The sequence below is a fragment of the Methanocella sp. genome, from assembly GCF_035506375.1.
Taxonomy (GTDB): Archaea; Halobacteriota; Methanocellia; order Methanocellales; family Methanocellaceae; genus Methanocella.
Genome location: NZ_DATJPM010000036.1, coordinates 1 through 12,492 on the forward strand (window position 1 = coordinate 1; position 12,492 = coordinate 12,492).

At 52.6% G+C, this 12,492-nt stretch carries 14 protein-coding genes and 1 pseudogene; 6 read left to right on the forward strand and 9 right to left on the reverse strand.

Translation table 11 applies throughout. From position 1 onward, the window contains the following. A partial coding sequence (locus VMC84_RS04185) for a GxxExxY protein (protein ID WP_325378445.1) occupies window positions 1-244 on the forward strand: 244 nt, incomplete at its 5' end. 42 nt (window positions 245-286) lie between these two features. On the opposite strand, the gene VMC84_RS04190 is transcribed toward VMC84_RS04185, so the two are convergent. From VMC84_RS04190 to VMC84_RS04205, 4 genes are all read right to left on the reverse strand, one after another. Continuing rightward, a complete protein-coding gene (locus VMC84_RS04190; protein WP_325378446.1) occupies window positions 287-1,264 on the reverse strand; it encodes an aminopeptidase in 978 nt (325 codons plus the stop codon). A gap of 1 nt (window position 1,265) precedes the next feature. Further along, window positions 1,266-2,756 (reverse strand): hypothetical protein, encoded by a 1,491-nt coding sequence (locus VMC84_RS04195; protein WP_325378448.1) that lies wholly within the window; start codon window positions 2,754-2,756, stop codon window positions 1,266-1,268. Window positions 2,757-2,935: 179 nt separating this feature from the next. Then, window positions 2,936-3,703 (reverse strand): exodeoxyribonuclease III, encoded by a 768-nt coding sequence (gene xth, locus VMC84_RS04200; RefSeq protein ID WP_325378450.1) that lies wholly within the window; start codon window positions 3,701-3,703, stop codon window positions 2,936-2,938. Window position 3,704: 1 nt separating this feature from the next. Beyond that, complete coding sequence (locus VMC84_RS04205; RefSeq protein WP_325378452.1) at window positions 3,705-3,887, reverse strand: tautomerase family protein; 183 nt, start codon at window positions 3,885-3,887, stop codon at window positions 3,705-3,707. A gap of 92 nt (window positions 3,888-3,979) precedes the next feature. Between VMC84_RS04205 and VMC84_RS04210 the strand changes: the two genes are divergently transcribed. Continuing rightward, window positions 3,980-4,969 (forward strand): WD40 repeat domain-containing protein, encoded by a 990-nt coding sequence (locus VMC84_RS04210; RefSeq protein WP_325378454.1) that lies wholly within the window; start codon window positions 3,980-3,982, stop codon window positions 4,967-4,969. 581 nt (window positions 4,970-5,550) lie between these two features. On the opposite strand, the gene VMC84_RS04215 is transcribed toward VMC84_RS04210, so the two are convergent. After that, on the reverse strand, window positions 5,551-6,165 hold the full coding sequence (locus tag VMC84_RS04215; protein ID WP_325378456.1) for a hypothetical protein: 615 nt from the start codon (window positions 6,163-6,165) through the stop codon (window positions 5,551-5,553). A 281-nt stretch (window positions 6,166-6,446) separates the two neighbouring features. Continuing rightward, on the reverse strand, window positions 6,447-6,896 hold the full coding sequence (locus VMC84_RS04220) for an MGMT family protein (protein WP_325378458.1): 450 nt from the start codon (window positions 6,894-6,896) through the stop codon (window positions 6,447-6,449). A 79-nt stretch (window positions 6,897-6,975) separates the two neighbouring features. Between VMC84_RS04220 and VMC84_RS04225 the strand changes: the two genes are divergently transcribed. Beyond that, window positions 6,976-7,452, forward strand: a complete 477-nt coding sequence (locus VMC84_RS04225; RefSeq protein ID WP_325378460.1) for a GNAT family N-acetyltransferase — start codon at window positions 6,976-6,978, stop codon at window positions 7,450-7,452. A gap of 93 nt (window positions 7,453-7,545) precedes the next feature. On the opposite strand, the gene VMC84_RS04230 is transcribed toward VMC84_RS04225, so the two are convergent. Beyond that, window positions 7,546-8,223 carry a DUF5591 domain-containing protein gene (locus tag VMC84_RS04230; protein WP_325378462.1) on the reverse strand — a complete coding sequence of 226 codons (678 nt, stop codon included), beginning with the start codon at window positions 8,221-8,223 and terminating at the stop codon, window positions 7,546-7,548. Window positions 8,224-9,101: 878 nt separating this feature from the next. Beyond that, the gene (locus tag VMC84_RS04235; protein ID WP_325378464.1) at window positions 9,102-9,506 is read right to left on the reverse strand and encodes a pyridoxamine 5'-phosphate oxidase family protein; all 405 of its coding nucleotides are present in this window, start codon (window positions 9,504-9,506) and stop codon (window positions 9,102-9,104) included. 138 nt (window positions 9,507-9,644) lie between these two features. Here VMC84_RS04235 and VMC84_RS04240 point away from each other — a divergent pair, with 138 nt between their 5' ends. The 3 genes from VMC84_RS04240 to VMC84_RS04250 all read left to right on the forward strand — a co-directional run bounded on the left by VMC84_RS04240 (window position 9,645) and on the right by VMC84_RS04250 (window position 12,333). Further along, window positions 9,645-10,391, forward strand: coding sequence for a winged helix-turn-helix domain-containing protein (locus VMC84_RS04240; protein ID WP_325378466.1), 747 nt, complete (start codon window positions 9,645-9,647; stop codon window positions 10,389-10,391). A gap of 46 nt (window positions 10,392-10,437) precedes the next feature. Then, window positions 10,438-11,631 (forward strand): redox-regulated ATPase YchF, encoded by a 1,194-nt coding sequence (locus VMC84_RS04245; protein WP_325378468.1) that lies wholly within the window; start codon window positions 10,438-10,440, stop codon window positions 11,629-11,631. Between the two features lie 72 nt (window positions 11,632-11,703). Then, window positions 11,704-12,333 (forward strand): peptidylprolyl isomerase, encoded by a 630-nt coding sequence (locus VMC84_RS04250; protein ID WP_325378470.1) that lies wholly within the window; start codon window positions 11,704-11,706, stop codon window positions 12,331-12,333. Here VMC84_RS04250 and VMC84_RS13785 read toward each other — a convergent pair. Further along, window positions 12,330-12,492, reverse strand: a pseudogene (locus tag VMC84_RS13785) (cyclase family protein); the annotation flags it as partial. The gene VMC84_RS04250 and the pseudogene VMC84_RS13785 sit on opposite strands and share 4 nt — an antisense overlap.

Sequence of the window (12,492 nt, forward strand, 5' to 3'; positions counted from 1 at the left end):
TATCGTAAGACGGCAGGTTAAATTACCTATAATATACGACGGCATTGAGTATGACGAATATTACACAATGGATATGCTCGTAAATGATTGTATCGTCCTTGAATTGAAAAATGTTGAAACAATATTACCTGTCCATAAAGCCCAACTATTAACATATCTAAGGCTAAGTGGATTTAGGCTTGGATTCCTGATAAATTTCAACGAGTCAAACATTGGTAAAGGTATCACTAGACTAATAAAATAAAATTAAATTTCAACCCCTTTTTGCAATTAGAAAAATAAAAAATCAATATCCCTGGAACTCGCCGTCTTTCATCAGCACTTCGCCGGAGTCGGTGATGATGCTCGGCGCCTTGAACAGGAAGTCCCGGTGCGTCTGCGAGTTATTCTGCCCGCCCGGCATATCCGAGTTGTTACCAAAGGCGATGTGCAGCGTCCGGCCCGCCTTCTCGTCCTCGAGCAAGTTACCCGTCAGCCGCGCCTTCGGGTTCAGCCCGATGCCGAACTCGCCGGCGAGCGACGCTTCGCGGTCCACCTTGATAAGCTCCTTTACGCGATTTTCAAGCACTTGATCCTTCGACTTAACTTCCGTTACAAAGCCATCCTTGACGGTCATATAAAGGGGCTCCCTGACCTGCCCCAGGTCGCCGATGCTGCCGTCGACCACTATGAGCCCGTTCATGCTCCTCTCGACGGGCGCGCACCAGATCTCGCCGGCGGGCAGGTTGCCCATGTGCCCGGGCTGGATGGTGATGTCGTCGTTGAAGTCGCGACCATCGATGCTGAAGCTCAGGTCCGTACCGGCCGGCGTGGTCAGCCTGACCGACTTAACGCTCTTGAACTTATTCTTCAGCGCCTCGGCCCTCTGCTTCATGGTCTTAAAGTCGGCCGTCATGGGGTGCTCGAACATGCCCATATCGACGCCGGGCGAGTGGCCGACTTTAGCGCCGAACTGGGATTCCTCGTGGTGCAGGGAGATGCGGAAAGGCGTTTCCTCGGCAAAGCCCTCCAGCTGATTAAAAAATAAATCCGGCTTGATCTTATCGATCAGCTCCCGCAGATCTTCGGGCGTGTCCTTCAACGGCCGCTGCTCTTCGGACAGCTTATAGGTGAAGACCTTCACACCCTCCAGTTCCAGGGCCTTCTTCGTTAGTTTACTAACCTCCCGCGCATACTCATCATGGACGATCAGGGCTTTCTGGCCCGCTTGAATGTCCATTAATTCCTTCAGAGAATCATGTATCTGGTGAACAATATCAGTCATATCAATACCTCAGTTTTTTCTCCAATTCTTTAATAAGCGGGTACTCGTCTATGCCGAAGTACCCAAGGCCTTTCGCGTGCTGGTCCGCCGTGAACTTCTGGCCGGTGCTCCACATCTCTTTCAAATATTTTCCGCACTCCTTCTCTTTCCACCACGTGCTGCCGAACTGGTCGTCCAGCACGGCCCTAAACTGAACTTCGAACATCCAGGCGCGCAGGTAGTTCGCCGCGTAAAAGCCCGGGTCGACGTCGTACAGGTAATGCATCTCGGGGTGCTTAAACTTGAGCGCGTCCTCGAGTATGTTCGCGTACAGCTTTTCGGGCTCCTTCGCGCCCGAATGTAATTGCAGTTCATAGATGAGCTTGGCCGCGTAGCGGCGGACCATGTACAGCGTCTGGAAATTCAGGAACTGAGCGACGTCCAGGGCATTGTTCTCGGCGAGGCCCATCGTCTCCATCAGCCAGGCCTTATCTGCCACCAGGTGCTCGAAGAGGAAGGCGAAGCCTTCGGTGACCGAGTTATCGCCCAGGTACTTGAACTCGAAGGGCATGTCGGGGCTCACGTTACTGAAGTGCTGGGAATGTCCCATCTCGTGGAACAGCGCCCTGTAGTCGTCCAGCCCGCCCTTCGGCATGATACACAGCATGATCTGGTCGGGCACCCGGACCGTTGAGCAGAAGGCGCGGGGGGTCTTCTTTTCCCGTACCTCCGTGTCCAGGTGGATATTCGGGTTTTCGCTCAGGGGAAGGCCGATGCCGTCCAGAGTCGTGTTCATCGCCTTCATCATATTGTCCTGGCCGAACATACCGTCGAAGTCCTTTGCCCGGAACAGGAAGCCGATATCGTGCTTTCTCACGTCGGACGGGCTGAGCTTCAGGATGTTGCTGCAGGCAAGCTTGAAGTAGCGCGAGTAGAGCCGGTCCGTGCGGCTCAGGACGTTCCGCATCTGCTTTTCCAGGCCATAAAGGTCGATGCCGCTGGCATCCTCGCACATTTCCACATAGTTCTCGTAGCCCAGAGTCTTAGCCAGCTCATGGTCCTTGTTCAGGACTTCGAGGCGCATCGGGTTGATCTCCTCGAACACCGGGTCCCTCGCTCTTTCAATGGCCTCTCGCTTGTTGTGGTCCGGCTCGTTCGCCAGCGTTACGGCCGAGTAGCGGAACGGTATCTTCTTCCCGTCCACATCGACCTCCCTCTTAGTCTCCATGGTGCTGATCTTATCCGCCAGCTCGGTGGTCGTGCGGGCCATGTAACTCGATAATATAAGAGAATACAGGTAGTTCATCCGCATCCGGTCGGGGCCACGCTGATATACGCGCCTGTTCTTCACTTCCTCGACCAGCGTCTCGTCGGTAAAAATACCGTTATACTTGCTATATATGGCCGAGGTGTTCATGTCCTCTTTCTGGCCCGAAAGGTTATCGTAATGCTCTTTTTCAATTTCCTGCGTGAATTTTTCAAGCGCCGCCCTGATGGGCTCAATGTCCCTCATAAAATGACCTGCCTTTTTTAGAATTAAAGCGTCGAAAGTGACTTTGTTTAGTTATACCTTAGCGGGTATAAGTCTTTCGACGATCGAGAACCCCCATGGCGACGGCCGTATCAAAAATCTAAAGAATACCAAGAAAAAAGGGGCACAAGAGTTCGTCCAGGGTAAGCGCTACTTGCCGCCTATACGTTCAGGTCGATCCCGACAGGGCAATGATCGGAGCCCATGACGTCCGATTCTATGAACGCGTCCTTCAGGTCATTCCTTAAGTTTTCGCTTATATAAAAATAATCGATGCGCCACCCGACGTTCCTTTCCCGGGCTTTCGTGAAAGTGTCCCAGTAGGTGTAGTGTCCGCCTTCTTTTTCGAAGATACGAAAAGTATCAATGAAGCCATGCTCCTCGAACCTGTCCATCCATGCGCGCTCCATGGGCAGAAACCCCGACTTCTTCGAGTTCTCTTTAGGGCGGGCGATGTCGAGCTCTGTATGGGCCGTGTTCACGTCGCCGCAGACGACGATCTTTCTTCCGGCGGCCTTCAGCTTATCCACGTAATCCAGGAAGGCATCGTAGAACCCCATCTTATAGTCCAGCCGCTCCTGAGACATCTTGCCGTTGGGGAAATAGATGTTCAGCAACACGAAATTTCCGTAGTCGGCGATGATGGTACGGCCTTCGCTATCATATTTTTCGATCCCGAAGCCATAGCTGACGCTTTTTGGCGCTTTCTTCGTAAAGAGCGCGACCCCGCTATAGCCTTTCTTTTCGAGCGGGGACGTGCAGTAGAAATGATAGCCAGGTGCTCCCGTGATCTCGAGAGGCAATTGCACGGACCCGGCCTTCGTTTCCTGGACACAGACGATGTCGGCATCCTCCCGGCCGAGCCAGTCGATGAAGCCCTTCTTAAGGACTGACCGCAGGCCATTCACGTTCCAGCAGAGCATCCGCATGCTATGCCTCGTCGGCGCACTTGCCGGCCGTGCCCCAGTTCTCCTTCGGGATATCGTGGAGAATGACGGTGACCGCGCCGGCCGGGACGCCCTCCTTGACGAAGACGTCGGTGATGCCTTTAATGATGCTCTTCTTCTGCTCCGGCGTGCGGCCGGACCACATATATACGTCGACCACTGGCATAATAGGGAAAATCTACGTTGCCCTATAAAAGGCTATGCAGCGTACCCATGCTGAAGTATTTAAAGTAGCAAAATAAAAATAAACTGATTATCATGAATGACACCCCGGATGAAAAATGCTCCCCTGATGAATGCGGCTTCCTCGGGGACTGCACCGACGATACGAATTGTCCCCTCACCAGTAAAGAGGAAGAAGCATCGACGGAAAAAGAGGTCGTCGCTCTATACCGCACCTACCATGGCCAGGAAGGCCCGGTACTGGCGCTCGCCGTATCGCCCGATGGCAAGTCGGCTTTATCGGGCGGTACCGACATGGTCATGCGCCTCTGGGATCTGGAGAAGGGCGCGCAGATCCACGGCTTCGAGGGCCATGTCAACGACGTGAGCGCCGTCGCCTATGCCGGTAATGATACGGCTGTCTCCGGAAGCTGGGATAATACGCTGCGCGTCTGGGACCTGAAGATGGGCGTCCGTAAGCACATCATCCGCGGCTTCGACTATTATGTCCGATCGGTCGCCATTTCGGCCGACAGGCGCTATGCCCTCGCGGGCTGCGGCGATAAGACGGTCCGTTATATCGACCTGGAGACCGGTGATACGATCCAAAAAATAGCCGGCCATAACAACGTTGTAAGCTCTGTCGCTTTCGCAGGCGACCGGGTTGTATCGGGGAGCTGGGACAGGTCTATCGCCCTGCACGAGGCGAAGACCGGAAAATACTTACGCTCCTTCGATGGCCACGAAGGCTATGTCTATGCAATCGCGGCCCACGGCGGCCGCCTTCTGTCGGGCAGCGGCGACATGACGGTCAAGTACTGGGACGTCGAGACCGGGGAGTGCCTCAAGACGCTAAAAGGCCACATGGACCATGTGAAGGCCGTCGCATTCACGCCCAACGGTAAATATGCCGTCTCCGCGGGCGCCGATAAGCTTTTAAAAATATGGGAGCTGGAGTCGGGGCAGTGCCTCCAGACCATCCAGGCCCACGACGACACGATCAACGCCCTGGCCATGTCTCCCGATGGCCGCTTCGTACTCTCCGGCAGCAGGGACCAGTCCATAAAGCGCTGGGAGTTTCTTTAATTTTTAACTCTTACGCGTTTTTAGGGTAGTAACTATTAATATCGCTTGCCAGATATGCTTTCTCAAAGTCTCCCTACCATGGAGACACGGATAGTAGTTCCGTGTTTGTTTAGTGGTCCTCTGCCCTGTTTTCCACTTTCGTACTGCCCGTCGGTTTTTCAACACGAAAACACGAATTCTTTTATATCCCACGTAAGGGCACGAAAATCACTAAGTTCCATGCCTGGCGCTTAAAACACGAAACAACCTCTCCAATGGCACTAAAGCGCTAAAGGATTGAACCACGAGAACGGCATGAAATTAATGCTTTCTCTAGTGTTTCAATTAAATTAGAGAGGTTCGCGCATTCGGGAGATTGTTTAGTGTTTTGAAGGGAAAGCATCCATCTTGGTGCAATTCGTGCTCTTACGTGGGGTATAAAAGAATTCGTGTTTTAGTGTTGAAAAACCGGACAAATCAGCGAACCACACGAACAAAGGACAAACGACCACATAACAAACGCGGAACCACTGACGGAGAAAACCGGGAACATTTAGCAGATAAAAACTTATAATCCTAAAAAAAGCGTAAAAACCTTATTTTTATCCGTAGCCGACCAGCGTCTCGGTGAGCCAGACGTTCTGGTCGGAGACTTCCACTTTCATAGGCACGGGCACGTAGGGGCACATCCAGTACGCGACTGTCAGCCCTTTATTATCGGATGCGGAGTAGACGGTGATCGGTATCGTATTGCCGTCCGGCGTCCGTGCCGTGATATTTTTAACGGGCCAGAAAGGCACGAAATAGTAGCTCAGCCCCACGTCGGGCAGCGTGCCGATCTGCAGAGTCGAAGTATCCTTATCCTGGTAATAGTCGCCGATGGTGCCTTTTCCATGCATCTTCACGACGCTGTAGTTCTTCGGGTCACTCCAGACGTCGTAGGTGATGTTCATGCCATTACCCTCGGTAACGATTTGCATATATCGTACGGGAGCGCCGTTAAGCGTATCGTTCTTGACGTAGACAGTCATGTTCCAGCGGGAGCTCACGCCGCTGGCGTTCATTGTGATGCTGTCTTTCCAGTAATGGACGTTGTTATAATTGTAGAAATTGCCGCCCAGGGTGGCATTCTTCAGGTACTCGGCCTGAGACGCGCAGCCTGCCATGGCGACTGCGCAGGCGATAAGGAGAAATGCGGCGATATAAGCACGCTTCATGGTAGGACACCGATTAATTATATTAAAAATACTTATATAAAAATATAGACAGGTGTTTTTCACGGTCTACGAAGCCCCGACGGGCAAGCAACTGCGGGTTTTAACGCGGCTTTCTAAGATGACATCAGCATTTCATCTTTGGCCTGGTCCAGGGACACTTTGACTCCATATCTGGCGCATGCCCCGATCATATCTGGGGTGTGCAGTGGGCGATTATAATTATTTTTATCGATGATAATCCAATATCAATCAGTAGATAAGAACCGCCGTGCTCTTCGTGGTCAGAGGGCGCCTTCGAGCTTAAGCAGCTTGCGCTTGACTTCAAGGCCCCCGGTGAATCCGCCGAGGCCGTTGGACGCAACGACACGGTGGCAGGGCAATATAAGCGGGATAGGATTGCAGGCCATGACGTTGCCGACGGCCCGGGCAGCGCCTGGCTTTCCCGCGGCCTCCGCCACCTCGGCGTAGGTCATGGTCTCGCCGGCCGGTATTTTAAAAATTGTCTGGAGTACGGAGCGCTGGAACGGCGTCATGCCTTCCAGGCCGAGCTCATAGCCGGAGAAGTCGCCTTTGCCATTCTTAAAATATGCTGCGAGGGAGCGAATGACCTTTGAGCCTGTAGGCTTAAAGCCCGGTTTTTTCGAGGTCATTTCCAGGCTTTTTATCGTGTTACCTTCGAACTCAACGGTCACATACAGCCCCAGATAATCGGAATAGAGATAGTCCTTCATAGCCGCACCCGTTATCTATATGATGGCAAGGTTATTTATATTTTCGACCGTGCCTATATTTGTAGAGAAAGGGACAAGAATGCTTGTGAGGAACGCTTTTCCCGCCGACTTCGTCGATATCTCCGACAAATCGAAGGACTGGGCCGATATCGTCATCGAGCGGGAGTCGATCTATCATATTTTTACGGAACATTTCCGGAGCACTTGCTTCATCGCCGAGGACCGGGGCGAGATGATCGGCTATCTCCTGGGATTCCGGTCAGGATCCAGGCCGGATGAGGCCCTGATTCACCTGATCCAGGTCGCTCCCCGCCTGAGAGGCAACGGCATCGGCCGTCGCATGTTCAGCCAGTTCCAGGCCGAGGCCAAAAAGATGGGGTGTAAGAGGATCACGACGCACAGCCGGCCCGAGAACAACAACTGTAACCGCTTTTATAAGGCCATGGGCTTCGAAACGGCCTCAGGAGAGAACCCGGTCATCGTCAATGGCATGCCTTGCGTTAAAGACTACACGGGCCCGGGCAAGCACCGGGTCGTCTGGGTTAAAAATATCTGATGTGTTGAATAAGCCTTGTATGTCGTGTACTTCGCGGACTTAATATGGGTCATCAATACAGACAACAGCTATTATTTAACACAGTTAAAATATCTAAATTAAGTACCAGTCGGTATCGTTGAGCGACTGTTCCGTCACACCCACGGTCCGCGGCCCGACGCCTTTTAACGAGGTCAGCGCGTTGCTCAGGTCCTGTAGATAGGGACGTCGCGACAGGCTGCCGAACTTAAAGGGCTTGTTGGGCTGGACGCTGGCCTCCAGCGTTTCCGGCCTGGGCACGACCTCGACTTTAACGTCGGTCATCGTCAGCGCCTTCTCCATGGCCCGGCGGAAGTCGCCGATGCAATAGGCGACACGATGGTTATAATTATCGCGCGTTTTCTCCAGGAACCCGGCGAGCTTTTTACTCTCATTCCGGACGAACTCGTCCTTGACCGAGGCCACGTTGCACCGCCCGAGCATGAACTCATAGTCCATAAATGGATACTCCTCGTCCAGCTCTCTAGGCGTAATGCCGCACGTGCCGAAGGTGACGATGTGGGTCTCTTCCGGCGTCAGTATGCTGAAGATGATGCGGTCGTACATCTTGTGAGAGGGGCTCAGGTGATAGGGCTTTACCTTGGCGCAGGGGACGAAGACGCAAAAATCCTTTTTCGGCGCCTCGTACGCGTCGGATAATATCCATTCATTGGCCCGCAGCATGTCCGGGTGGCTCAGGACACGCTCGCCCTTCATGGGCTCCGTGGAGCGCTCGTTTTCAGGTATAATCATGGAATGAAGAATAATCGGGCTCCGTCGATAAAACAGTTTCGTTACTCGATCAGGCTCCTCTAAACAATAAACGAATGAACTAAGACTGTTTATGCCACGAAGCGACTCGAAGCCAGCCTAAAGCTGCACGAAGATGAATATAAAAATGTGTTGGTGCCGCCTGGTGATTATATAATATTTTGGTGAGCCTGGTGTAACCCTGGTGCCGCTTGTAAACACTAATGTTTCAACCACACCAAGTTTACACCAAGCAGCACTAATTGTTAATTATATCACCAGGCGGCACAAAAAATAATTTAGATTTTTCTGCTGTGTTGAATAAGTCAAGTTTTGTTAATTAGTAAATGCTTACTAAACTAGTTAATTTTTAAAAAATTTGATGTGTTGAATTACTCCCGTATTTTAAGTTTTATAAGAGACGGAGGGCACTATTTTTCACCACAAAGGCACGATGGCACGGAGGCTCACAAAGTTTTCTTTTTAGATTAAGTTACAAAGTACACTAAGCTGGTTCATTGGCGATCAGGGCACGAAGGATACAAAGACACAGTGGAATGAGCAAGAGCACTTTTTGCCCCTGCGCCTTCATATCCTGTATCTTAGAAGTTCAAAAAGCGGCTTTGTGCCCTTTGTCTCTTAATTATAAAAAAGACTTTGTGAGTCTCCGTGCTCTTCGTGCCTTTGTGGTGAAAAATAGTGCCTCCGTACACTCCGAGACTTAAAAAGGCATATTCAACAAAGCAATTTCTTTAATAAAGTCTTCGCGGCCTTCGCGCTCGAAACGTCTTCGCGGACTTAGCAAGATTCGCAGGCTTAAAATGGGTAATACAGACAGTAAACATCTATTATTCAACACAGCAAAAAATGAAAATAATGGTCTACAGTATCTTTTCGCCGGCCTTGGGGCCTGGAGCGCACTGGTAGACGCCGCTGATCTTCATGATGAGCAAATTCTTGGCCCTGGCGTTCGGCATTTTAGCCTTGACGATCTCGTTCAGCTTCTCGTATTCGGGGCCGCTCGATTTTACTGTGATGTTGCCCTTGATCTGGTAGCAGCCCTTCGTCTCGGGACCGTGCAGGAAAATCGATGCCTTCGGGTTCTCGGTAACGTTCTTAAGCGTATTCTTCATGAATACATCGCCGATCCAGATGGTCTCGTCATCCATCAGCATCACGAAACCGTGGGGGGTCACGTTGGGCTCGCCGGACTTAGAGGCGGTCGCGATGGGGAACGACTTGACTGTGCCGAATGCTTCCTTAATATCGCCTGTTAATTTGACCATGTGAAATCACCTGAAGTGTAATTGTGGGCTATAGAATAATATACTTGAGCGTCATTAAAATATACAATTGGTCATTCAAATGACCTTAAAGGTCATAATACCACAGTAATATATAGCTCCAATGACGAGGAACGTGCGATGAAGAAAAAGTTCGACCCGGCGGACCAGGAACTCGGGGAGATCAAAGCGAAGCTGACGGAAGTGCAAAATGACTTAAGGCGGTTCATCGAGCAGTCCAATAAGCAGCAGCTGGAGTTCATACAGGCCAGTTCCCGGAAAGACCTCACCAATGCCTTTATCGGCCACATGGCGAAAAGCGTGCAGGACGGCCTCGATAACCACATGGTCAGGCAATGTGAGATGCGTGACGTATGCAAGGATAAGTTTACCGGGATCCTGCTGAGCAACGCCGGTGTGCTCGGCCATGGCGACGTCTTGCAGGAAACGGTATTAGATAATAAGTCGAAGCTGGACCAGATCAAGGCCGGGGCGCCATATAAGCGGTGCAAGGTCTGCCTGTCTGAGGCGTACGGCCTCTACGAGGGCCAGGTCAGCCTCATGAAAGACCTGAACATATACGACACAGGCATACGCGAAGCCCAGGACATATCGGTGCTGCCCGAGGACGGCGTCGTGTCCGAATTCATCGAGCCGATATCGAATGAGACCAGGCTGCGGATCCTGAAGTCGTTATATTACAGGCCCGGGACGTTCTCCTCACTGTCGAAGCTGACCGGCCTGCGTGCGGGCAACCTGCTATTCCACCTGCAAAAGCTGCAAAAGGCGGGACTGGCCATACAGCGCCACGAGGGCGGCGACTACCTGATCACCGAGAAGGGATACAGGTTATTGAACAGTCTTTACGACATCTGGGAAAAACGATAAATATTCCCCGCCTTCATAGTATTCCAAAATAGAAGTTGTGTTTATCATGTCCATACTCATAGCGCTGGCCGGGAAGCCGAACTGCGGCAAGTCCACCTTTTTCAAGGCCGCTACGCTCGCGGACGTCGAGATAGCGAACTATCCTTTTACGACCATCAAGCCGAACCTGGGCGTCTCGTATGTCAGGTCGAAGTGCCCCTGCAAAGAGCTGCACCTGGACTGCCCAAAATGTTCGAACGGCGAGCGCTTCATCGCCGTGGAATTGCTGGACGTGGCCGGGCTGGTGCCCGAGGCGCACAAGGGCAAAGGCCTGGGCAACGCTTTTCTGGACGACATGCGCCAGGCACAGGCCATTATTCACGTCATCGACGCCAGCGGCGGCACGGACATCGAGGGTAACGTCGTTCCGGCGGGCACGCACGACCCGCTGGACGACGTCAAATTCCTGGAGACCGAGATCACCATGTGGATGTTCGGCATCCTCCACAAGAACTGGGTCAAGCTGTCCCGGAAGGCGTCCGCATCGGGCGAGAAGATTGAGGACGTCATCGCCGAGCAGTTCGCCGGCCTGGGCATCGACGGGGTCATGGCAAAGCAGGCGCTGCTGGAGACGGGGCTCGCCGACAAGCACATCGTGAACTGGACAGAGCCCGAGATGATCGAGCTTTCCGACTTTTTGAGAAAGATCAGCAAGCCGCTGGTCATCGCCGCCAACAAGGCCGACATCGCCCCGCCCCAGAACCTGGAGAAGCTCAAGGGGCTCGAGAAGGACGGCTACCGCGTCATCACGTGCAGCGCCGGGATCGAGCTGGCGCTGAGGAATGCGGCTTCGCACGGCTTTATCGATTATTTACCGGGCGATAAGGACTTCACGGTCAAGAACGCCGATAAGCTTAATTCCGCCCAGAAGGGAGCGCTGGAAAAGATGCGCGATTTCTTAAAGAAGAACGACGGCACGGGCATCCAGAAGTGCCTCAACGAGGTCGTCTTCGGCCTGCTGGGATACATTGTCGCCTACCCGGTGGAGGACGAGAGCAAGTTCACCGACAAGAGCGGAAACGTGCTGCCCGACGCTTTCTTGATAAAGAAGGGCTCCACGGCCCGGGACCTCGCCTTCCGGGTGCACACGCAGATCGGCGAGTCGTTCCTCTTCGGCATCAACGCCCGCACCAAGATGAGGCTGGGCGATAAGTACGAGCTGCAGAATAATGACATTATCAAGATAACGTCCACTAAATAGCCGCTGAGGGACCAGCATATATTTATTTAAATACCGCAGCATACAGTAGAACATCAAGGCCAGGTAATTCTTATGGAGAGTAAAATAAAGTTAGTATTCATAGCCGTTATCCTGTCGGCGCTCGTCCTGGGGTGCACGTCTTCCGAAAAGGTCGTCAAGACGGGGGACACGGTCTCGGTAGACTATATCGGCCGGTACACGAACGGTACCGTCTTCGATACGTCGAACGCCACGGTCGCGCAGGCGAGCGGGATATATAATCCCGCCAGGGCATACGCGCCCTTCTCCTTTGTCGTAGGCGCGAACACCACAATAAAGGGCTTTGAAGATGCCGTCACAGGCATGAAGCTTAACGAGACGAAGACGAATGTCACGATCCCGCCGGAAAAAGCATACGGCGATTATAACGCTTCTAATGTCAAGACTGTGCCCGTGGAGACACTGACGGCCAACAACACGAACTTGAGCCTGTATGTCGGCGAGATCATCTCCTTCAACGACGAATACGTGTACATCGCGGCGGCCGGACCTGCGAATAATACGTCAAAGGTCGTGTACATGAGCAAGATCTCGCCCAAGGCGCCGTATTCGATCAATTACAACCCCAATAACGATACGGTGACTCTCGACTACAACAGTCCGCTGGCTGGAAAGACGCTGGTCTTCGACATCACCGTAGTAGACATCAAGACCAAAGCTTAATCCTTTATCAAGAACGCCCTGGCGGGGGCTCCGTCCCCGTCCCTTATTTTTAGCGGAAGACACGCCAGCGTGTACCTACCCGGCTCTATCTTCCGGAAGTCCAGGCCTTCGATGACCGTGATGCCGGCGCCCAGCAGGAGCTTATGCACGGCCTCGCCG

Bases quoted from the DNA above. Each gene is read 5' to 3' on its own strand.
- VMC84_RS04190 (WP_325378446.1), bottom strand. From the start codon at position 1,264: ATGACTGATATTGTTCACCAGATACATGATTCTCTGAAGGAATTAATG.
- VMC84_RS04195 (WP_325378448.1), bottom strand. From the start codon at position 2,756: ATGAGGGACATTGAGCCCATCAGGGCGGCGCTTGAAAAATTCACGCAG.
- xth (WP_325378450.1), bottom strand. From the start codon at position 3,703: ATGCGGATGCTCTGCTGGAACGTGAATGGCCTGCGGTCAGTCCTTAAG.
- VMC84_RS04205 (WP_325378452.1), bottom strand. From the start codon at position 3,887: ATGCCAGTGGTCGACGTATATATGTGGTCCGGCCGCACGCCGGAGCAG.
- VMC84_RS04210 (WP_325378454.1), top strand. From the start codon at position 3,980: ATGAATGACACCCCGGATGAAAAATGCTCCCCTGATGAATGCGGCTTC.
- VMC84_RS04215 (WP_325378456.1), bottom strand. From the start codon at position 6,165: ATGAAGCGTGCTTATATCGCCGCATTTCTCCTTATCGCCTGCGCAGTC.
- VMC84_RS04220 (WP_325378458.1), bottom strand. From the start codon at position 6,896: ATGAAGGACTATCTCTATTCCGATTATCTGGGGCTGTATGTGACCGTT.
- VMC84_RS04225 (WP_325378460.1), top strand. From the start codon at position 6,976: ATGCTTGTGAGGAACGCTTTTCCCGCCGACTTCGTCGATATCTCCGAC.
- VMC84_RS04230 (WP_325378462.1), bottom strand. From the start codon at position 8,223: ATGATTATACCTGAAAACGAGCGCTCCACGGAGCCCATGAAGGGCGAG.
- VMC84_RS04235 (WP_325378464.1), bottom strand. From the start codon at position 9,506: ATGGTCAAATTAACAGGCGATATTAAGGAAGCATTCGGCACAGTCAAG.
- VMC84_RS04240 (WP_325378466.1), top strand. From the start codon at position 9,645: ATGAAGAAAAAGTTCGACCCGGCGGACCAGGAACTCGGGGAGATCAAA.
- VMC84_RS04245 (WP_325378468.1), top strand. From the start codon at position 10,438: ATGTCCATACTCATAGCGCTGGCCGGGAAGCCGAACTGCGGCAAGTCC.
- VMC84_RS04250 (WP_325378470.1), top strand. From the start codon at position 11,704: ATGGAGAGTAAAATAAAGTTAGTATTCATAGCCGTTATCCTGTCGGCG.